This is a genomic window from Salinivibrio kushneri (assembly GCF_027286325.1).
In the GTDB taxonomy this organism is placed as follows: Bacteria; Pseudomonadota; Gammaproteobacteria; order Enterobacterales; family Vibrionaceae; genus Salinivibrio; species Salinivibrio kushneri_A.
The window spans coordinates 2,656,220-2,677,124 of the sequence record NZ_CP114588.1; the positions used below are offsets into that span (position 1 = coordinate 2,656,220).

General features: G+C 52.5%; 22 protein-coding genes and 1 riboswitch. Of the genes, 4 read left to right on the plus strand and 18 right to left on the minus strand.

From position 1 onward, the window contains the following. Positions 1 to 218: 218 nt before the first annotated feature. Positions 219 to 701: an RNA recognition motif domain-containing protein gene (locus N8M53_RS12195; RefSeq protein WP_269578959.1), complete on the plus strand. Its 483-nt coding sequence runs from the start codon at positions 219 to 221 to the stop codon at positions 699 to 701. Here the strand turns inward: N8M53_RS12195 and murI are convergent. Together murI and N8M53_RS12205 are read right to left on the minus strand one after the other, a co-directional pair. Next, positions 655 to 1,476 (minus strand): glutamate racemase, encoded by an 822-nt coding sequence (murI, locus tag N8M53_RS12200; RefSeq protein WP_269578960.1) that lies wholly within the window; start codon positions 1,474 to 1,476, stop codon positions 655 to 657. The two genes, N8M53_RS12195 and murI, sit on opposite strands and share 47 nt — an antisense overlap. Positions 1,477 to 1,554: 78 nt before the next feature. Then, on the minus strand, positions 1,555 to 3,357 hold the full coding sequence (locus tag N8M53_RS12205; protein WP_269578961.1) for a TonB-dependent receptor domain-containing protein: 1,803 nt from the start codon (positions 3,355 to 3,357) through the stop codon (positions 1,555 to 1,557). Positions 3,358 to 3,388: 31 nt separating this feature from the next. Further along, positions 3,389 to 3,620, minus strand: a riboswitch (cobalamin riboswitch). 122 nt (positions 3,621 to 3,742) lie between these two features. On the opposite strand from N8M53_RS12205, the gene trmA reads away from it, so the two are divergent. Next, positions 3,743 to 4,846 carry a tRNA (uridine(54)-C5)-methyltransferase TrmA gene (gene trmA / locus N8M53_RS12210; protein WP_269578962.1) on the plus strand — a complete coding sequence of 368 codons (1,104 nt, stop codon included), beginning with the start codon at positions 3,743 to 3,745 and terminating at the stop codon, positions 4,844 to 4,846. An 87-nt stretch (positions 4,847 to 4,933) separates the two neighbouring features. Here the strand turns inward: trmA and N8M53_RS12215 are convergent, their stop codons facing one another. Further along, the gene (locus tag N8M53_RS12215) at positions 4,934 to 5,317 is read right to left on the minus strand and encodes a YijD family membrane protein (RefSeq protein ID WP_046074424.1); all 384 of its coding nucleotides are present in this window, start codon (positions 5,315 to 5,317) and stop codon (positions 4,934 to 4,936) included. A gap of 13 nt (positions 5,318 to 5,330) precedes the next feature. Beyond that, on the minus strand, positions 5,331 to 5,966 hold the full coding sequence (fabR, locus tag N8M53_RS12220; protein WP_046074425.1) for an HTH-type transcriptional repressor FabR: 636 nt from the start codon (positions 5,964 to 5,966) through the stop codon (positions 5,331 to 5,333). 195 nt (positions 5,967 to 6,161) lie between these two features. Between fabR and sthA the strand changes: the two genes are divergently transcribed. Beyond that, positions 6,162 to 7,580, plus strand: a complete 1,419-nt coding sequence (sthA, locus tag N8M53_RS12225) for a Si-specific NAD(P)(+) transhydrogenase (protein ID WP_269578963.1) — start codon at positions 6,162 to 6,164, stop codon at positions 7,578 to 7,580. A gap of 41 nt (positions 7,581 to 7,621) precedes the next feature. Here sthA and cysQ read toward each other — a convergent pair whose 3' ends face one another. The 14 genes from cysQ to gspC all read right to left on the minus strand — a co-directional run bounded on the left by cysQ (position 7,622) and on the right by gspC (position 20,282). Next, the gene (cysQ, locus tag N8M53_RS12230; RefSeq protein WP_269578964.1) at positions 7,622 to 8,434 is read right to left on the minus strand and encodes a 3'(2'),5'-bisphosphate nucleotidase CysQ; all 813 of its coding nucleotides are present in this window, start codon (positions 8,432 to 8,434) and stop codon (positions 7,622 to 7,624) included. A gap of 3 nt (positions 8,435 to 8,437) precedes the next feature. Next, complete coding sequence (gene nudE, locus N8M53_RS12235) at positions 8,438 to 8,992, minus strand: ADP compounds hydrolase NudE (protein ID WP_077773048.1); 555 nt, start codon at positions 8,990 to 8,992, stop codon at positions 8,438 to 8,440. 42 nt (positions 8,993 to 9,034) lie between these two features. Next, positions 9,035 to 9,781 (minus strand): type II secretion system protein N, encoded by a 747-nt coding sequence (locus tag N8M53_RS12240; RefSeq protein ID WP_269578965.1) that lies wholly within the window; start codon positions 9,779 to 9,781, stop codon positions 9,035 to 9,037. Positions 9,782 to 9,785: 4 nt separating this feature from the next. Continuing rightward, positions 9,786 to 10,280: a type II secretion system protein M gene (locus N8M53_RS12245; RefSeq protein WP_269578966.1), complete on the minus strand. Its 495-nt coding sequence runs from the start codon at positions 10,278 to 10,280 to the stop codon at positions 9,786 to 9,788. Further along, positions 10,277 to 11,521, minus strand: a complete 1,245-nt coding sequence (gene gspL / locus N8M53_RS12250; RefSeq protein WP_269578967.1) for a type II secretion system protein GspL — start codon at positions 11,519 to 11,521, stop codon at positions 10,277 to 10,279. Before gspL ends, N8M53_RS12245 begins: the two co-directional genes overlap by 4 nt. After that, positions 11,490 to 12,494: a type II secretion system minor pseudopilin GspK gene (gene gspK, locus N8M53_RS12255; RefSeq protein WP_269578968.1), complete on the minus strand. Its 1,005-nt coding sequence runs from the start codon at positions 12,492 to 12,494 to the stop codon at positions 11,490 to 11,492. The genes gspL and gspK overlap by 32 nt, the downstream gene beginning before the upstream one ends. Beyond that, positions 12,491 to 13,129, minus strand: a complete 639-nt coding sequence (gene gspJ / locus N8M53_RS12260; RefSeq protein WP_269578969.1) for a type II secretion system minor pseudopilin GspJ — start codon at positions 13,127 to 13,129, stop codon at positions 12,491 to 12,493. Before gspJ ends, gspK begins: the two co-directional genes overlap by 4 nt. After that, a complete protein-coding gene (gspI, locus tag N8M53_RS12265) occupies positions 13,113 to 13,490 on the minus strand; it encodes a type II secretion system minor pseudopilin GspI (protein ID WP_269578970.1) in 378 nt (125 codons plus the stop codon). The genes gspJ and gspI overlap by 17 nt, the downstream gene beginning before the upstream one ends. Continuing rightward, the gene (gene gspH, locus N8M53_RS12270) at positions 13,471 to 14,037 is read right to left on the minus strand and encodes a type II secretion system minor pseudopilin GspH (RefSeq protein WP_269578971.1); all 567 of its coding nucleotides are present in this window, start codon (positions 14,035 to 14,037) and stop codon (positions 13,471 to 13,473) included. Before gspH ends, gspI begins: the two co-directional genes overlap by 20 nt. Before the next feature lies 1 nt (position 14,038). Further along, positions 14,039 to 14,473: a type II secretion system major pseudopilin GspG gene (gene gspG, locus N8M53_RS12275; RefSeq protein WP_077457367.1), complete on the minus strand. Its 435-nt coding sequence runs from the start codon at positions 14,471 to 14,473 to the stop codon at positions 14,039 to 14,041. A 28-nt stretch (positions 14,474 to 14,501) separates the two neighbouring features. Next, a complete protein-coding gene (gene gspF / locus N8M53_RS12280; RefSeq protein WP_269578972.1) occupies positions 14,502 to 15,737 on the minus strand; it encodes a type II secretion system inner membrane protein GspF in 1,236 nt (411 codons plus the stop codon). Further along, positions 15,737 to 17,272, minus strand: coding sequence for a type II secretion system ATPase GspE (gene gspE, locus N8M53_RS12285; protein WP_269578973.1), 1,536 nt, complete (start codon positions 17,270 to 17,272; stop codon positions 15,737 to 15,739). The genes gspF and gspE overlap by 1 nt, the downstream gene beginning before the upstream one ends. Then, on the minus strand, positions 17,269 to 19,245 hold the full coding sequence (gene gspD, locus N8M53_RS12290; protein WP_269580045.1) for a type II secretion system secretin GspD: 1,977 nt from the start codon (positions 19,243 to 19,245) through the stop codon (positions 17,269 to 17,271). The genes gspE and gspD overlap by 4 nt, the downstream gene beginning before the upstream one ends. A 77-nt stretch (positions 19,246 to 19,322) precedes the next feature. Then, on the minus strand, positions 19,323 to 20,282 hold the full coding sequence (gene gspC, locus N8M53_RS12295) for a type II secretion system protein GspC (protein ID WP_269578974.1): 960 nt from the start codon (positions 20,280 to 20,282) through the stop codon (positions 19,323 to 19,325). A gap of 193 nt (positions 20,283 to 20,475) precedes the next feature. Here gspC and hslR point away from each other — a divergent pair, with 193 nt between their 5' ends. After that, the gene (hslR, locus tag N8M53_RS12300) at positions 20,476 to 20,880 is read left to right on the plus strand and encodes a ribosome-associated heat shock protein Hsp15 (RefSeq protein WP_420066613.1); all 405 of its coding nucleotides are present in this window, start codon (positions 20,476 to 20,478) and stop codon (positions 20,878 to 20,880) included. Positions 20,881 to 20,905 lie beyond the last annotated feature (25 nt).

Sequence of the window (20,905 nt, forward strand, 5' to 3'; positions counted from 1 at the left end):
ATAGCGACGCGGATCACACTGACAAGGGATTTTTACGTTTTTTATTTCGACTGAGCAATAATCCACCTAAAATGATGAATAACCAGCGGTTTGAAACATTATTGATACGAGACCTTTACCGCAAGGTAACGCTGGCTTGTTTTCTTGGTCTTTTTCACGACATGCATTGCCGAACTGTTGTCATGTCATCACTTTAATTGTTCTATTTAATGACGCTTATGAAATCACCAGTTAATTTTGCTTTAGTCATCTGCATCGCTGTCCTTGGCGCGATTATCGTCAGCCTCATGGACGTCAGCTCACCCGCTCTTTCGTTTGCTGTGGGTGCAATACTTAGTGGTCTAGCTTGCCTATATCTTCCTTTACCTAACTTTATTCAGCCAGAGCAAGGACCCTCTACATCGACTCCGTCGAGTGAAAAAGAAGAAGAGTCTCCGCAAAGCAAAACGCTATACGTCGGAAACTTACCTTATCGTGCAAATGAAAATGATGTGCGCACGCTGTTTAGCGAACATGGAGAAGTGTTTGCCGTTCGTCTAATGAAAGACAAACGGACGGGGAAACGCCGAGGGTTTGGTTTTGTGGTGATGGCCGCAGGACATGCCGACGATGCTATCAATGCGCTCAATAATAATGTTTATGGCGAGCGGACACTTAAAGTCCGTGAAGCGAATGAGCCAAAAAAGCAGGCGAATAGCTGACATCCGTAAAACCTATCGATCGGATAAAGCCCGCCAAAGCATAGGCTTTGATAGGGGTTGCCGTTGCATAAGCATAATGCTTTGACGTCGCAACGGTAGTCCTTGCTTCGCTATATAGACTGACCAGCGAGACCACGCGACGCGCTATAGCATCTCCCGAGTCAATTAAACGGACTGAGTCACCCATCACTGATTGGATGTCATCACGCAGTAAAGGAAAGTGAGTGCAACCCAGTACGAGGGTATCGACGGTTCCTTTAAACGGACGCAATATCGCCGCGAGATCTTGCTGGTTCACCGCCTCACCCCGTAGTTTGCGCTCTGCCATATGCACAAGTGCCGTGGTACCGACTGAGACTACCTGGCAATCTTTGGCAAAGTCAGCCACCAATTGTTCGGTATACGGACGAGCCACCGTGGCGGGTGTTGCTAATAAGCCAATCGCCTTTTGCTGACTCATTGCGGCCGCAGGCTTGATCGCGGGTACAACTCCCACGACCGGAAGCGCCAACTGCTGACGGAGCGTGGGTAATACCAGCGTCGAGGCTGTATTGCATGCAATGACGACGATATCAATATCATGATGCGCGCACACCGCTTGTATTTGAGCGGTCACCCGTGTGACCAAGCGCGTGTCATCTAACTCGCCGTATGGAAAAGCTTCGTTATCGAATAAATAGGTGTAGTTAGCGTCAGGAAGCTGCTCTCGCACCGACTGATAAATCGATAAGCCACCCACACCAGAGTCAAAGATCAGAATGTTAGGCTGCGCCATGAGTCACCCATACAATAAAAACGCCCTTATCATAACGATAAGGGCGTGAGGAAAGCTAGTTTCGCAGAGAAGCTATCACTAGTACTGATAGTCCAACGTCATAAAGTAGGCGCGTTCGGCCGCAGGATAACCACCCGCTGTCTCGTACTCTTTATCAAACACATTATCGACTTTGCCTTTCACGGTCAGGTGATCGGTCGCCTGATAAGAGGCAGTGACCGCCCATAAACTGTAACTATCTAAGCGGCCATTCCAATCAGTTCGCTCACTTTGATATTGCCACTGAGTACCGAGTTGTACTCGCTCCCATTGGTAGGATGCATCCCATTTCGCCACCCGTTTGGCGCGACGCTGGAGCTGCTCACCGGTTTTATCCTTTTTCGGATCTTTATACTCCAATGAAAGCTGGTTATGGAGTGATGCCACATCAAAGCTCGCAATGAGCTCAATGCCCTTAATCGTTACCTCACCAATATTACGATTTTTCTTGGCCTCATTATCCCAATCAATCATATTGTCGATATTGTTAATATAGCCTGTAAGTGACCAATCAACGTCAGCCGTCACGCCACGAAGAGCAAGTTCGGTGTTGGATGATTCCTCCGGCTTGAGCGTTGCATTACCGCCCCATCCATAAAGCTCAGTCAGACTCGGTGCCTTAAAAGCGGTACCGTAGCTGGCGACCAATTGGTATCCATCCGCTATCGCAAGACCCGCGCTTGTCTGCCACATCGTATGTTGTCCGTATTGTTCATTATCATCCGAGCGTGCGCTTGCCTCTATAGATAGTGCCTCTACTGGGCTAAATTGCGTTAAAAGGTAAGTGCCAAGGTTATCGCGCGGATTGATTGCAATATCATCGGGGTTGGAAATCAAGCTTCCTTCATTAAAGGTATCTTGTCGATAATCCACACCGCCACCAAGCAGCCAATCCTCCGTGGCTTGATACTGGAGTCCCAACGAGGTAGAGACTTGTTCCACATCTGAGGTTTTATTCTCCTTGCGCACGGTACCAGGAAAATAGTCATACTTATCTCGCTGAGAAAATTCCCCGCTCAAGGTTGCACTCCAGTGTCCTGAACGATAATTCAGATTGCCAGCCAGTGCTTGGCTTTCCAACCAACTGTGCTTTATTTGGTTAGAGTAGTCGTAATCGTATTCATTCTGGTACCAGCGCCCCGTCACATCGGCCGACCAAGATGTATTCCAGCGATGACTGTAGCCAAGTTGGGCATTGCGGCCGGTAAAACCATGCTGATCACCCAAGTTACTTGTCGTTGGATGAACATTGTATCCATCATTGGACTCATACCCAGCGATACCAGAGAAGTGACCGTTATCGCCCAACGTTGTTGACCACGTGCCACTAACAGCATGATGATCCAAACTGCCTACGGTCGCGGAAACATTGGCTCGCTCTTTATCGGTTTTAGTGATGATATTGATCACCCCGCCAATCGCGCTCGACCCATAAAGTGTGGCGCGTGCGCCGCGAATGATCTCAATCCGCTCGATACTGTTCACCGGGATCTGATTAAAATCCACCGAGCCTGTGATAGACGAGGCCATACGCACCCCATCAATCAAGACTAAAGAGTGGTCTGATTCCGTGCCGCGCATAAAAATAAAGGCACTTTGGCCACGACCACCGTTTTGAGCAATCTCGATGCTCGGCACCGTGCGCAATACATCGACAAGGCTTCGCGCCTGCAAGCGCGCAATGTCTTGACGCGTCAAAATGGTTGCTGATTGCAATACCGAGGCATCGGACTGCGCAAACCGACTGGCGGTCACCACCACCGTTTCGGTATTTTGCTCGGCCCACGTGCTCACAGGGAAAAATGACGCTGCCACTAGGCTCGCCACAATCTGTTTGTTCATTGGTTATTCCTTTCTATCGCGAGAATATGCAGCGTTATGCTGCGGGGCGGGCTGTGTTCGGACTTAAGAGCATGGCTTTCGCCGCCTACTGCTAACGACTTCCCATCGCATACTGTTAAACAGTATTGGCGACAGTGTCTGGCCTAGCGCCGAGTTAGGGTCGTTCTCTTACACCGCTGCGCGTCAGTTGCGGATTCTCACCGCATTCCGGTGACCAACAGGCTTATACTTGCTGATCGCGTACCCGCTCACGGATAGTAGCCGTCTAGATGGATATTGTCCATTGATAACCTTATTGAATAAGGGAGAATCGTGAGCAAGGGTGGACATAGCTGGGGATTTGTCTAAAATCTGCGCTCATTTTCCAATCGCTGAGGCAGCCATCATGACCAAGGCTCACACCGCCGTTGACTACGACACACAGCTTGCTGAGAAAGTCCAACGACTCAATGCACAACTCGCGCCGTTTCACGCACCTGAGCTAGAAATCTTTCGTTCACCGGAAACCCACTATCGGATGCGCGCAGAGTTTCGGGTATGGCATGAAGGTGACGACCTGTATTACATCATGTTTGACCCTGCAACCAAGCAGAAGTACCGCGTCGATACCTTTCCCGCTGCGAGCCGCCTGATCAATGATTTGATGCCACTGTTGATGGAGGCCATCAAGCCCAATGACGCGTTGCGACGTAAGCTCTTCCAAGTTGATTTCCTATCTACCTTGAGCGGTGAGATCTTGGTGTCTTTGCTTTACCATCGCCAGTTAGATGAAGAGTGGGAAAAGGCCGCGCAAGCGCTTAAACAACGTTTAAACGATGAGGGCTTTAACCTCAACCTGATTGGCCGTGCGCGCAAGCAAAAGAAAGTGCTAGACCGCGACTACGTTTTGGAAAAGCTCAATGCCGATGGTCAGACGCTGATCTACCAGCAAATTGAAAACAGCTTTACCCAACCCAACGGGCCGGTGGCGGAGAAAATGCTGGAATGGGCCATTGATTGCACCCGCGATAGCCAAGGTGATTTGCTGGAGCTGTATTGTGGGAATGGCAACTTTTCCCTCGCGCTAGCGAAAAACTTTCGCCGCGTCCTCGCCACCGAGCTGGCGAAACCCTCGGTGCAATCGGCGCAATACAATATTGCCGCCAACAACATCGACAATGTGCAGATCATTCGTATGTCTGCCGAAGAGTTCACTCAAGCGATCAATGGCGAGCGCGAATTCCGTCGCTTAAAAGACCAAGGGGTGACGCTGAGCGACTATCAGTGCGATACCATTTTTGTCGATCCACCCCGTTCGGGCATGGATGATGAAACCTGCAAAATGGTGCAAGGTTACGATCGGATTTTATATATCTCCTGTAACCCAGAAACCTTGGTCGAAAACCTAGAACGTCTAAGCCAAACACACCGCATTAGTCGCTGTGCGCTGTTCGATCAATTCCCGTTCACCCACCATACCGAAGCGGGTGTGTGGTTAGAGCGTAAGTAGTCACAGTCAACGAGTTCGGAACAACGTAAAAAGGCGTCTCTCGACGCCTTTTTTGTTTGTTTTGGAGTGCGATTCGCCCCGCGAGGCTTACACGTCAGACGCGGTATCGTTTTTTGCTTTGCGGCTGAAAAAGCCCAGCTTATGACCCACCCAAAACGCCAGTGCCATCGCGACTAGGATAGAGAAGAAGTTGCCGCCCAGCTCTGGCATTTGCATACGGATAAATGCTGAATAGCCAAAGGCTCCCACCAAGAAGCAGGCAAACGCAATCAGCGGCGTGCCTTCAGTCAGCGGCTGGCGTTCGTGAAGTTGGTAGCAAGCGTGCACGGCCAGTACAAACGCGAGAATGGGAAAAATAGAAAATGCCACACCACTGACGAACAGTGTCGCGAGAGTTGCACTTCCACAAATGCCGGTAACCAGTGCCAGCAGCAAAAATTTACGTTCTGATTTCACTTGCTCGTGTTCCATGTCTTCACCTGTTTTATGACAGTTTTTCCTGTAAGGCTCGCCGCTCACGGTCTTTTCGGTACCAGTAAGCTCCCTTGGCTATCATGCGTAATTGTAACACCATTCGCTCGGCCAATTCTGCGCGGGCGTGAGGATCGAGATCAAGCGCTTCCGCTCCCATATTAAAGACCAAGATCACACATGCTTCCGACTGATTGTACGCTTCTTCATAGGTGAGCTGCGTGCGAGATTGTAAATACTCGGTCAACTCAGCAACAAAATGTTGGATTTCTCGGGCCACTGCAGCACGGAACGCCGAAGAGGTGCCTGACCGCTCGCGCAACAGCAACCTAAACACATTTGGGCTGCTTTCGATAAATTCCATAAAGGTTTCTACCGAGGTGCGCACCACACTGCCTTCCGCGGCTATCCGCTGACGCGCCTGACGCATCAGTTGTCGGAGCAGTAGCCCGCCCTCGTCGACCATGGTCAACCCCAGCTCATCCATATCTTTAAAGTGACGATAGAAAGAGGTAGGCGCTATTCCCGCCTCGCGTGCGACTTCGCGCAGACTAAGACTGGAAAAACTGCGTTCAGCACTGAGCTGGCTGAACGCCGCATCAATGACAGAACGGCGCGTTTTTTCTTTTTGTTGTGCTCGAATACCCATCGCACTCTACTCATGGTCACCATGCTGCCACTATACGCAATTTTAGCGTTTAAATCAGCCAATCCAGGCAGAGCTCCCCATCGCTATCACGCGGATTTGAACACAGATTTGGCAGCGAAAGTTAACCTTACGGATAATAAGCGTTAAACTGGTCATAAACAGATGTTGCAATAATGAAAATAAGGTCTGAACCCTATGAGCAAGTCGAGCCCTCGCCCGCAAGATCATTTTGACGCCATCGTAATAGGCAGTGGCCCTGGCGGAGAAGGTGCCGCTATGGGCTTATCCAAAGCCGGTAAGCGGGTGGCAGTGATTGAGCGAGAAAGCACCGTCGGAGGTGGCTGTACCCATTGGGGCACCATCCCGTCTAAAGCACTACGCCACACCGTTAGCCGGATCATCGAATTTAATCAAAGCCCTATCTATACCCAAAACAGTAAGAGCATCCACAGTACTTTTTCCCAAATACTCAGCCATGCGGAGTCTGTGATAGGCAAACAAACCCGCATGCGCCAGGGGTTCTATGACCGCAACCAGTGTACCTTACTCCATGGCAACGCCGAGTTTGTCGATGCGCATACCCTAACGGTGCACCATAGTGATGGCAGCGCTGATACCTACACCGCCGATCACTTTGTGATTGCCACAGGCTCTCGCCCTTATCAGCCTGCCGATGTGGATTTTTCTCACCCTCGGATTTATGACAGTGACTCCATTTTATCGTTAGCCCATGACCCGCGCCATGTGATCATTTATGGGGCAGGCGTGATAGGCAGTGAGTACGCTTCTATTTTTCGTGGGCTCGGGGTCAAAGTGGATTTAATCAATACCCGCGATCGCTTGCTGTCATTTTTGGATAATGAAATCTCTGATGCTTTGTCTTATCACTTTGGCAGTAGCGGTGTCATGATCCGCAATGATGAGACCTATGAGCGCATTGAGGGCACTGATGATGGCGTGATTGTGCATCTGGAGTCCGGTAAAAAAATGAAAGCAGACTGCCTGCTGTATGCCAATGGCCGCGCAGGCAATACCGATAAACTCAATTTGTCCTCGGTCGGCCTTACGCCAAATTCACGTGGGCAGCTCGACGTTGATAGCGAAAGCTACGCAACAGAAGTGGACCATATTTATGCGGTCGGTGATGTGATTGGCTACCCAAGCCTTGCCAGCGCTGCGTATGACCAAGGACGCGTGGTGGCCGAAGCCATTTGCCAAGGCAATACTAACGTACGTCTGATTGAGCACATCCCCACCGGTATTTATACCATTCCTGAAATCAGTTCAGTGGGCAAAACGGAGCAGGAACTCACCGCGGAAAAAGTGCCCTATGAGGTCGGACGGTCTTTGTTCAAACATCTCGCACGGGCACAAATTGCGGGCATGGATGTCGGCAGTTTGAAGATCCTTTTCCACCGCGATACCCGCGAGATATTAGGCATTCACTGCTTTGGTGAACGCGCCTCGGAAATCATTCATATCGGCCAAGCGATCTTTGAGCAAAAAGGCGACGGCAACACCATCGATTACTTTGTGAATACCACCTTCAACTACCCGACCATGGCCGAAGCGTACCGGGTCGCGGCGCTCAATGGCTTAAACCGTCTGTTCTAAACAGCCGAAAAGAAAACGGCACCGTCAGGTGCCGTCAGCCGTTATGATGCCTGCAGTATCGACGACCACGCGAGTGATTCATCCCCCAACACAATAAAGTTGGGATTTTGTAGCGAGTCCCGCTCATTGTATGACAAGGCATTAAGCGCCGTACTCAGTATGCGCCCACCGGCTTGCTCAACAATGCACTGCGTCGCCGCCGTATCCCACTCACCTGTGGGGCCCAAGCGCAGATAACAGTCCACGGCACCCTCGGCCACTAAGCAGGCTTTCAGCGCCGCGGATCCTAATGGCACCAAATCATAGTTGATTTCAGGTGCCAGCTTTTCGGTGACCGCATGAATATCTTGCCGGCGACTGATAGCGATAGAGAGTGAGGTAATCGTCTCTTCTCGCTTCATTGTCGAGATGCGATGCATTTCGCCATCAGGGGTTATTTTCCACGCCCCTTTATCCTGACACGCATAATAGGTCACCCCCGACACGGGCGCATACACCACCCCCATCACCGGATGGTTGTCCTCCACCAGCGCGATAATAGTGGCGAAATCACCGCTGCCCGCAATAAATTCTTGAGTACCGTCTAGCGGGTCAATCAACCAATAGCGCTGCCATTGCTGACGGTCGCTTAATGGCACACCACAGTCTTCTTCCGATAACACGGGGATGTCTGGCGTCAACGCGGTGAGCTTTTCCGTGATCAGCTTATGTGCCGCCAAATCAGCACTGGTCACTGGGGTTTGGTCACTTTTGGTGATCTCTTCAAAATCACCGTCTTGGTAAATATCTAAAATAACCTGACCCGCAGAGCGAGCAATCTCAATCACCTCGGGCAACAACTCAGGCAATGCCATGCCTCACCTCTCAGATTGTAAGTACTTCAGCGCCATCATTAATGCGGTGATACTGCGCGCTTCACAGAAATCACCGTGGGTGAGTAACTCTTCCGCTTGGGCAAGTGGCCAGCGAATGATCTCAAGCGGTTCGGGTTCATCCCCCTCCAAGCTTTCTGGATACAAATCACGTGCCAACATCAGTGTCATCCGGCTGGAAAAGTAAGAAGGCGCCAGCACAACCTCTTTCAATGGCACCAACTCGCGTGCACCTTGACCGATTTCTTCTTTTAACTCTCTTACCGCCGCTTGCTCCGGTGCCTCACCGGGGTCAATTAATCCTTTGGGAAAGCCGAGCTCATAACGCTCTGTGCCTGCGGCATATTCGCGTACCAGTAAGAGGTCTCCCGATTCGGTCACCGGCACCATCATCACGGCATTACGTCCCGACGGTTTCATCCGCTCATAGGTACGCTCGACGCCATTGCTAAAAATCAGCTCTAGCGACTCCACTTTAAACAAGCGAGAAGCGGCGACGACCTGTTTAGACTGAATGTGAGGAAGTTTACGCTGCGTCATATCGTGATTTGCCACCCTTTTTGATAAGCCTATCAGGCCTTGTTAGCCGCGAAAAGAAAAGCGATAGCGTCCTTGATTATCCGGCGACCCCAGCCAAGACAGTGGTGCTTTCATCGACTCAGGGTAGGCCGGCCCCGGCTTCAGCCATCCTGACACAGAGTATCGCCCAGATGGCTTGATTGACAATGAAAACTTATTGCTCAAAGAGGGCGCCTCACCTTGGCCCTGTGCGGTGACACCTTGACCGTCACAAGCGAGAGAGGCGTGCAATGGGATATCATTGAGCTGCCCCGAGGGAAGCGTAAGCCCCGCTTGCAGCCATTGGAACTGCCCGGCTAACCGCTGACACCCTGACTCTGCCAATACCGCCTCACGGACAATCACATCAAGCCGTCCCTCAATCGCCACACTCGGCGGTAACGCTACCGAGCGGGTAAGCAAACTCGCGGGGGCCGAAATCAAGGTACGAGAAAGCTGCAGCTCGGTGCCATTAAAGCCCACCACACCTTTTCCGCTGATGCCTTGCGGGCCTTTTGCCTTTATCGCCGCTTCCAGCGTGGCGCTAGTCAATAACCGGTGCCAATGGAGATCCCACTGTACTGGGCCGACAGCCTGGTCTTGCCAACGCAGTTGCCTGACTTGCCCCTGCCACACGGTACCGTTGACCCCACTCAGCTGTAACTCTGCTGGCAAAGGCGCGAGGTGTAATAATGTGGCCGGGGCATGCACAATGACACTGACAGCAAATACCAGCGCGCACCCAAGCCCTATCAACACTTTTCTCCCCATCAACTTACCGCTCCAGCTCTAGTCGATTGACCTTCACCACACCCGCAGTCTCAGTCGCTTCGGTACTCAGCCGAGCGGCTTGAATCCCGTGCAACTGTGCCAGTTGCTCTAGCCATCGCAATAATTGGTTGAAAGGGAGAGGCTCAAGGCCCAGCTGTACGCTGTCTTCTCCTGGCTGCAACCGTGTGATAGTGACATTGAATTCGCCAGCACTGGCGGCAATGACTTGATTAAGCGGCTGATTTCGACTCGCCAACGCGTGGCGAGTGCCCCCTGATTGGGCACGCAGTTGCATGATTTGGGTGCGTTTATTTTGTAGCTCATTAAAAACACGTTGCTCACTGATCACGGCAGTACGTGCCTGCTCTGCTTGTGTTTGAATCGGCACCACGATGCCCCAATAAAGAAAACTTATCAGCAGTACACCGCCGGCGACCCCGATAAGGCGCTGCTCGCGAGCACTTATGGATTGCCATTGAGCCTGGATGCGCGCAATCATGATTGACTCCTTAGGGTAAATTCACCACTGACCGTCTCACCATCGCGGTTAAGTTGCCCCAGGTCGGTTATATAGTGCTCGTCTAATGCGCCACGCAAGCGCTCAAACTGAGCGAAATCACTGCCGGTTGCCCGTAATATCAAGGCTTCGCGATTGGCTTGATAACGCAATGCCTGAAGCTCAATACCGGGCACCTCACTCAGTAGGGGCGCCAGCTGAACCAGCCAAGGTAAGAGTGCCGCATCATGTTGTTGGCTTTCCAACCGTGCAATCTCCGCATCCATTTGACGAACCATGTATGAGCGAGTGGGAATGCGCTCATACTGCGGCAAGGTTTGACGAAACAGGGCTTCGCTTTGTGCCCGTAAAGCCTGCGCTTGCTGCTGGGTATCACGAATCGATAGCCATTGCTCACCCCCTAGCAACCCACTGATAGCCACCAGTAGACAAGCCGCTGGCAAAAAGGGTTTGAACGTCTGCTTGGTTTGACTTTGCGGTCGATACTCTCCGGTCAATATATTGGCCGTCACCGAGTGGCTGTGCGTGGCCAACACGTGCAGCGCTTCCTCTGCATGCCACTCGAGTTGAAACGGTAAGGCATGAAGGGGGTTGGCGGCTTGCAGGCCACCTTCACCATAACCGTTAATACTGAGAGCGCCAGTCTGCTCAGGTGTGTTGATGTCCGCATGCTCCTGTTGCTGCCGCCACCAAGCCTGCCCCCAAAAGGCCAGCCACTCCGCCGTGCCCGTCACGCCTTGGTTAGATCCATAACGGCACAACCACTGCTCACCCAATGCCAAGAGTGAAAGCGAATCAGACGACCAAGGTATACAAAGTACATCTGGGATCCACTGCCGTGCACTTATCTCGGCCTCGTCCAGCGCTTGTTGCCAAGCTTGCATTTGCTGATGGGCAACCACGGCCACATGTGCAGTATCCGCCTGAGTATCGATAAGGCTAACATGCACCGCTTCTACCTCTTCTGCTAGCGCTTCCTCGAGTAAGTAAGGCACTACCTTGTCGCGCTGGCGCCGAGACCCAGGAGGGAGTGTCACCGAGGTCAATGTCAGCCACGTGCTATCCACCAGCACCACCACTCGCCGCGTTTGTGCTTGCTCGGTTAACGCTGACAGGTGCTGACAACTGCCGCTCTCAACCACTTGGTTATCACTGGCACGAACCTGCGCCCAATAAATGGGCTGGCTGGCATCACTGATCCTTATTATCAGTCGCTCGCTCACGCATTCCTCCGAACCGACGGCGCACAATAGAAACTTCGCCATCGTCTTGATAGTGCAATAGTGCCTGGATGTGACGTTGGGCAGAGGCCACCTGCACATCGGCTTGTAATAAAAAGAACTCGCTGGTCACACCTAAGTGCGGCGCAATTCGCTCGCGATCAGCATCCTCAAACTCCGAGAGGCTCAGGGTATCAAGAAATGCTGCGACACTTTTCCACCCTGCCTCAGGCCGCTGCGCAATCACCTGCTGTGCTTGTTCCACCGGTAACGCCGAGGTAAACAACGCTGAAAGCAAAGGCGCTTGCTTCTCGGTTAAGGTGTTCACATTGACTTTAAGCTCAGCGCTAGGCAGCGCACAAAGCTGGGGTGAGGCACGCCGAAACACGTCACCATTAACGCCGCGCACCGCGCGCCATTCGCTGACATCGGCTAGCAAGGCATCCGCCGTCACATACGCAGGCTGTACGCTTTCATAGTGCGCGTCTTCTGCCCCGAGAGACTGATCCAGCTGATTATTCTCATCAATAAAATCTCGGCTCGCCTGAGCAATCACATCCGCTTGATAGCCATCTTCCACATACTGTCCAACCAACGCTCGCAGTACAGTGACCTCATAAGGTGTTGCCCCACCCACTTTGGCGCCGCGTAGCTGTAAACTATTGAGGTTAAAACAGGCGCTAGCATCTTGTAAGCGACCACTTACTTTTCCACCATCCAGCGGAAAGGTCCGAGCCGGCTCCGCCCAGGCTTGACTTAAATTCACCGTTTCACTCCCTGATAGGCTCTCGCGCAGTACCGATGCCGCCAAGCCCTCTACCGCATTGCCATACCAATACGCTTGCTGAAAATGCAGCTGGTTTTCGGCGCGGTGATAGTTGGTGTATAGCCGCGACGCCATGCTCCCGGCAATCGCAGTCATCAATGCCATGATCATCATCACCACCAAAAGGGCTGCCCCTTGCTGCCGCCTCATTGCGCCTCCCGCTGCAATGAGGCTGGCAAGGTTTGCCCAGCCACAAGGTAAGTGCGTACTAACTTGCCATAGCGTGGGTGGGTAAAGCGCACTTGAACCGCTTTCGGCAATGCGTGTTTGGTGTCAAAACTGTCTTGCCAGCCTTGCTTGACGTAAAAACGAAAGCTCAAATCATCAATATCACTGAGCAGCGTCGCCACCGCGGGCTCATCACTCGCCGCTTGGTCTGGGTAACGCCAGCGTAAGCGCTCAAGCTTGCCATCTCGCTGACGGTATCCAACCGCCACCACTTCACCACGCGGAAAGCGCATTTGTGGGTTAATCCAGCCGGTGCGGGTAAAGCGCACGCCCATTGCGTCACTTTGCAACACCTCAGAGCCAGCCATTAGCAGCTGCTCTGTTGGTGCTTGCCCTTCGACCCGCTGACGTCTTGCCGCCATTTGACGAAAGTCACTGTCCATGATCACCAATGCGCGCTGCAGTTGCTGTAAGGCCTCACCCACCTGCTGAGACTGCTCATCACTGCGCTGCACGGTTTGCAGCACTTGGTATGCCGTCAGGCTGATGCTGGCGAAAACCACCAACGCCAACAGCACTTCCAGTAAGGTAAATCCTCGTTCAGCGCGTGGCGACATAGGTCCTCACCGTTACTAGTGGGTTATCGGTCTCTGCAGCGGCAGCCACCGACAGCTCAACCGCACGCAACTGGCCCGTCTCTGTGGCGACTGGCACCAACTGCCATTGCCATTGTTGCCCGGCCATGTCTGTTGAGCCTTGCGTGGCTTTATCTGGCACCTTAGCGCTGAGCACTACCTCGGCGAGTTGATTATCCGCCACCATAGCGGCTAAGGTTTTTTGCTCTAAGCGGCTCAGTGAGCGGGTGTGTTGCCCAGTGGCTTTCATCACACTCAGCGCCGCAACGGCAAAGATCGCCACCGCGACTAAGACCTCAAGCAAGGTCATTCCCTGCTGCGAGTTAGCGCGCATTAACATCATCACCCTCTCCTGCACGCTGCCAGGTAAACTGCGCCAACTCATTGGCTTTGAGCTGCCAGACCGCACGGCCATCTGTTTCAATCATCAGGGTAAACGGCGTCAGCTCACCATTAGGCAGTAGCCAGATTTGCGGTGGCGCCACCGCCTGCTCATCGTCTTCGTCAAACAAATCCTCAAACAGCGGCTTATCCTCGAACAACCTGTCTTGTTGCTGCCAACCAAAGCCATCCATGGTTAAGACAAAGCGGCTTTGCTCTGGCAAGCGGCCTTGGGTCGCCCAACGGTCACTGCTGACAGGTTGCCATTGCTCTTGTCCCAACACTAAAAGCTGATAGCGCTGTGGGTCGATACGCACGCCATAGGTACGCCCTTCCAACCAACTTTGCTCTGCCCACAGCTTCATCCGCTGATACAGCGCTTGACCGGCTTCTTGTGTGCGGCTGTCAGCCGGCTCAGGCATCACCATTACCACTCCCGAGGCGCTCACCGCGACGATGACGACCACAAGCAAGATCTCGAGTAAGGTAAAGCCGGCTGCTTGACGCATATTACTGCAGCTCGTTGAGGTTCCAGTTACCAATGTCTTGGTTGACCCCTTCTCCCCCTTCTTGGCCATCGGCGCCTAACGAAAAGATATCAACAACACCGTGCTCGCCTGGGCTGACATAGCGATAATCGTTGTTCCACGGGTCTTGCGGTAAACGCTTGATGTAGCCTTGCGCCGGATAGTTACGAGGTACCGGCTCACTTTGCGGCTGGGTCACTAGCGCGTCTAAGCCTTGATCGGTGGTGGGGTACTGATTGTTATCCAATTTGTACATATCCAGCGCATTTTCAAGCGCACTCACGTCCGCCACCGCTTTTTTGACCGCGGCTTTGTCTTTGTTCCCCAGCAAGTTAGGAGCCACGAAGCTGGCAAGTAGACCAATAATGACCACCACTACCATGACCTCGAGCAGGGTGAAACCTTGTTGACGACGCATCGCTTTCTCCTTGTTTAAATTATTAAAATCACAAACCAACCATGTCATTCATGGCAATGATTGGCATCAAGGTGGCAACCACAATAAAAAGCACTAATCCGGCCATCAGTACAATCATTAACGGGCCAAACACTCCCAGGGCAACATTGACTTGCGCCTCAAAATCTTTGTCTTGATTATCCGCCGCACGTGAGAGCATCGGCTCAAGTTCACCACTGCGCTCACCACTGGCAATCATATGCAGCATCATTGGAGGGAACAGACCAGACTGGTCGAGCGCAACACGCAAACTGGCCCCCTCACGCACTTTATCGGCCGCTTCAAGCACGCGCTTACGTACATACTGATTAGTGATGACTTGCGCGGCAACTTTCATCCCATCCAATAACGGGATCGCACTGGCGGTACAAATCGCCAATGTTCGCGCAAAACGTGATGTGTTCAATCCGCGCGCCACCCGACCTAGTATCGGTAACGCGAGCTTTTGTTTATCCCAGGTAAGACGCCGTTGTGTATCTTTCAGTAACAGACGAATCCCCATACTAAAAAGCACCACACCACTGACCACCCACACACCCCACTGGGTGATAAAGTCACTGGCGTTTAAAAGAAATTGGGTTGATGCGGGCAGTGATTGCCCGGTTTGAACAAATTGACCAACGATATCAGGCACGACCGTTGCCAACAGGAAGGCGACAATCAGTACCGAGAAAAATGTCAAAATCGCCGGATAAAGCATGGCTTGTAACAAGGTTGATTGGATGCGTTGACGGTTTTCCACATAGTCAGCAAGCCGCTCAAGCACAGTGCCCAAATGGCCCGCTTTTTCACCGGCTGAAATCATCGCCCGATAGAGCTCGTCAAACACATGGGGGTAATCCGCCAACGCATCGGCGAGTGTGTATCCTTCCATCACCCGTGCACGCACACTGGTCATCATGCTGCCAATTCGCGGCTTCTCGGCCTGCTCTGCCACCGCTTTTAAGCACTCCTCCAGTGGCATCGCCGCCTCAATCAAGGTTGCCAACTGACGGGTGATCAGCGACAGCTCCTGGGTGCTAATACCGCGTCCGCGCTGACGAAAAAGTGGCTGAGAAGCCGTACTTTTTTGTGTCGCACGCTTACGGGTAGTGGCCTGAACATCGAGGGGAGTAAAGCCCTTGTCGCGCAACTGTTGCCGTGCTTGGCGTGCTGTATCGGCTTCAATCACGCCCTTGCGTTTGCGTCCTCGCGCATCCAGTGCTTGGTAGTCAAAGGCAGCCATTAACTCTCCTTGGTCACTCGCATTACTTCTTCCAGGGTGGTTTCCCCGTTCAGCACTTTGGCCAAGCCGTCATAGCGGATACTGGGGCTTTGCGCCCGCACCGCTTCCTCGATGGCATGCTCACCGGCATCATGATGAATCAACGCTTGTACATTCTCATCCACGGTCAACAGCTCATGGATCCCGGTGCGGCCGCGGTAGCCTTTGTGGTGGCAGCGCTCGCAACCGCTTGGTTTATATAACGTAATGGCATCGCCTTGGTTAGCAAGTCCCACATCCACAAACAATTGTTGCTGTGTCTCGTCTGCTTGATAGGGCATTCGGCAGTGTTCACACAGGGTACGAACCAAGCGCTGTGCTAATACCCCGAGCAACGATGACGAAAGTAAGAAAGGTTCAATGCCCATATCGCGCAAGCGCGTCACCGCGCCAATGGCAGTGTTGGTGTGCAGCGTTGACATCACCAAGTGGCCAGTCAGCGATGCTTGAACCGCAATTTGAGCAGTTTCTAAATCGCGAATTTCCCCCACCATCACCACGTCAGGATCTTGACGCAACATTGCGCGCAAGCCGCGCGCAAAGGTCATATCGACTTTGGGGTTTACCTGTGTTTGCCCTATTCCGGCCAGATCGAATTCGATCGGATCTTCAACCGTGAGAATATTGCGATCCTCACTGTTAATGGTTTGTAATCCGGCATATAAGGTGGTGGACTTTCCCGACCCGGTTGGCCCGGTCACCAGCAAAATGCCATGAGGCTTGTGAATGAGGGTGCGGAAACCTTGGTGAAGATCAGGCGCCATACCCAGCTGGGCGAGGTCGAGCTGTACCGCATTCTTATCAAGTAGGCGCATCACTACGCGCTCACCATGGGACGAGGGCATGGTCGACACCCGTACATCTACCGCACGCCCGCCAATGCGTACCGAGATACGACCATCTTGTGGCACACGCTTTTCGGCAATATCGAGTTTGGCCATCACTTTGACACGTGATACCAGCAAGGGGGCTAACTTGCGGCTCGGCGATAAGACTTCGCGCAACACGCCATCGACACGGAAGCGAATCGATAACGCATGCTCAAAGGTTTCAATGTGGATATCCGAGGCACTCTCTTTGATGGCCTCCCCCAACATCGCGTTGATCAGTTTAATGATCGGCGCATCGTCCTCCGATTCCAGCAAATCTTCGCTTTGTGGCAATTCCTCCGCCAAAGAGAAGAAATCATCACTGTCTGCATCCGCGCCAATATCCGCCATTAGCTGCTGGGCATCTGCGCTATCACGCTGATAAAGGCGAGTGAGGTGTTGGTCAAAGTCACTGTCCGAGACGATTTCAGGTGCTAAGTTAGCTCCTAGTACCCGTTGCACTTCCGCTAAGGTATCTGGCGTCACGGAGGGCAAGCACAGTAAGCGCGTGCGCTCGCTATCCTCAGTGTCATTGAGTAGTATCACCCCATGACGGCGAGCAAAACCAAATGGCAATTGCCAGCGAGCACCTGCGTCTCGGCTAAGCTCCGTCGCACGCTCACTCATCCGGCTAACTCCGCTTGCAGTGCACGGACTTCAGCAGGCATCACCGCCTCGCTATTATAATCAGGCAGCACCGGTTTTTCGGCATCCGGCATCAGTTTCACGCCATCTTGTGCCCGCAATAGCTGCTCCGCACGAATATAGTTATATTTACGTTGCGTCACACCATCGGCCGTTAAGCCCGTACGAATAATGGTCGGCTTGATAAACAGCATCAGGTTTTTCTTTTCGGTCTGAGTCGAGGTGGACTTAAACAAATGCCCCAACACCGGAATATCCCCCAGCACAGGCACCTTAGATTCGCTCTCTACCGTGCGCTCATCAATCAAACCACTTAACACAATCATTTGTTGGTCACCCACCATCACAGAGGTAGTGAGTTGGCGCTTACCAAAACGCACATCGACCGCGCCACTGGCACCCAATACATTGGACACTTCCTGCTCAATATCCAGTAGCACCGCTGAGCCTTCATTGATTTGCGGGGTCACTTTCAGTTTGATCCCGACATCTTTACGCTCAACGGTTTGGAACGGATTGTCATTGTTGGAACCGGTTTGCGATCCGGTGATTACCGGCACCTCTTCACCCACCACAAACGAGGCTTCTTGGTTATCCAGCACCATCAGATTGGGCGAAGACAGAATATTCGATTCATTGTTCGACGCCACGGCAGTCACCAAGGCGGTCCAATCGCCCATGATCACCCCGGCCGCGAGACCATTCAAACCACCCAAGACTTCATTGAGTGCTGAATAATCACCCGACTCTGTAATGGGAACATTGTAAGACGTTCCATCATCCCGATAACGAACTTCAGTTCGAGTCGTGTCTTCAGTCGCTTTTTGTCCGGTCAGATAGTTGGTCACACCAACGCCAGTGTTGTTAAACTGAATCCCGCCGTTTTCCAGCGAGCCCCACTGGATACCCAGGTTGGCACCATCCGATTCAGACATTTCCACAATCAATGCTTCAATCAACACTTGTGCGCGGCGAATATCAAGCTGAGAGATCACGCTCTCTAAGGTTTTCAAAATGTCCGGTGGCGCGGTGATCACCAGTGCATTGGTGCCTTGGTGGGCAGAGATCTGCACCGCCTGCTGCGTTGCGCCTGGCTTGCTCTTTTTCTCTTTTTCATCGAGCAGATTATCCGACACCCCTTTAAGCACATCGACCACATCATCGGCTTTGGCATAGCGCAAATAAATCACTCGGCTATTTCCGGTAGTGGCCATCTCTTTGTCCAACTGCCGGATCAGTTTTTTCACCCGCGCACGGACTTTGGGTTCGCCCGACACCAATACCGCATTTAAGCGCTCATCGGCAACAATCCTAGGTTCCAACAATTCAGGGCGCGTGTTGGCGTTATCCCGCTCATTCAGTGCCTCAACAATCCGTACCATCTCAGCGGCCGAGGCATGCTCAAGACGCACCACCTCAACCTCTTTGTCACCGGCTTGGTCAACGCGCTGAATAATGTCAGTCAAGCGGTTCACCACCGCTGCACGTCCGGTAATCATGATCACATTGGCGGGATCGTAGTGCACCACGTTCCCTGCACCAGCATTGTTGATAAGTTGACGCAGCAGCGGCGACAACTCACGCACTGACACATTTTTCACCGCCACTACACGCGTGACCACCTCATCGCCCACCACGTTGTCGGCTTCTCCCACCACAGGCACTGGGGACGTTTTGGCATCTTTATCACGCACCACCTTGACGACGCCGTTATCCATCTCAACCACCGCAAAGCCATACACCTCTAGGACATTGAGGAAAAATTGGTAGTACTGCTCCTCAGTCAAGGTGTCATAGCTGCGCACGTTGACCGTACCTCTCACGGAGGGATCAACAATGATGGTCTTTTCTAGGTTACGACCCACAATTTCAATAAATTCCTGAATGTCAGTGCCTTTAAATGATGCACTAAATTCCGCCGCGCTCGCCGACAGCCCAGAGAAAAGAAAAGTCATAGCGATAAAATAGGGGATCAGTCGTTGCCTTAAGTTCACGTCACGCTCCTACTGCCGCGCGCAGCGGTGGTTGTAATTTATAATTGAATAGAGATGTCATGTTGCTGTCCTTGCCGCTCGACCACCAGATCGAGCGCGCCCTGTTGTTGAATGCGGCTGAGAATATCGGGAAGCGCCACTGACCGACTCAGCTTGAGGCCATTAATCGCAATCGCGATATCCCCAGGCTGCAACCCGGATTGCTCAAACAGTATTGGGTTTTTGCCAGGGGTGAGGCGGAAGCCTTTAAGCTGCTTTGCATCCCCAACTTGCGCAAGCTGCACATAGTCGAGTAGGCGCTGAGGGTTTTGGTTAAGTTGCTGCGCAAGATTAGCAGGCCAGTTACCACTGGCCGTCTCACCGGGCGTAGGCTTTGGGGGCGAAACCTCGTCGTTTGATGGCGAAAAAACGGTTTGCGGCATGCTATCGGCCTCTACACCTGGCATCAACAATGCCTCTCGGCGTGTCCCCTGGCGTAAAATCACCCGATCTGACAACACCTGGTCAATACTCACTTGGGTGCCGTTCACCTGCTCACCCACACCATAGGTCGCCTGCTGCCCGCGATTGGCGATCACCGCCAACGCACGGGATGGTTGGTCACTAGCAACCACCCCCACCAAGGTTAATTGCAGCCGCGTTTCCGGCACGTCACTCACGGCTTGTTGACGCTGTGCCTTCGATGCCTGATAAGGTCCGAAAAGCTGGGCATCCATCACAGGCGCAAGAGACAGCGTGTTTCCGGTGGGTTGAGAGGCGCCCGCCTCGTGCACCACAGGCGCAGGCGTAGGCGGCGCAGGCTGATAAAAAGCCCACACCAAACGGCCTGCCAACCACGCGAGTACGCAGACTAAGCCGATATTGAGCCAAGAGGCTGCACGACGCAGTGTTTGTGGCGACATAGAGAAGCGATTATGTTGGCGTCCTGCCTGAGATATCATTCCTTTTAAACCAATTTGGGTCACCGTTAATCCATTGATGGCTGTTTTTGCCAGCAAATTCCATCATTAGATTACGAAAAGCTGGGCATGCTAGCAAAAACGCATTGTGATAGTGAGACTTTTTCAGTCATAGCCCGGTATTTTATCGAAGTCATCGGTTTGACGGGCAGTGGAACCACGATGCTGTGATACTGCTCTAAAGTAAATTTTGTGCTAATGTCGCCGATCCAGATTGCGCAGGAGTTGGATGATGAAAAACAACACATCAACGCCTTTGACGGCGGTCAGGTTAGATAAGTGGCTGTGGGCTGCCCGCTTTTACAAAACGCGCTCCGTTGCGCGCAACATGATAGATGGCGGAAAAGTGCAGTACAATGGTCAACGCGCTAAGCCGAGTAAAATGGTAGAAGTCGGGGCTGAAATCCGCCTTCGCCAAGGCCATGATGAAAAAACCGTCACGGTTATGGCTCTTTCAGAGCAACGTCAGGGGGCACCGATAGCGCAAACCCTGTACCAAGAAACCGAAAGCAGTCTCGCCAAACGCGAGCACGAGTCAGAAATGCGTCGCTTAAATGCACACAATCCCCGTCCCGATGGACGACCGGATAAAAAGCAACGCCGAGATATTCGTAAGTTTAAACAAGGCATAGACTAAGGCCGCGATCGCGCCATTGCCGGAG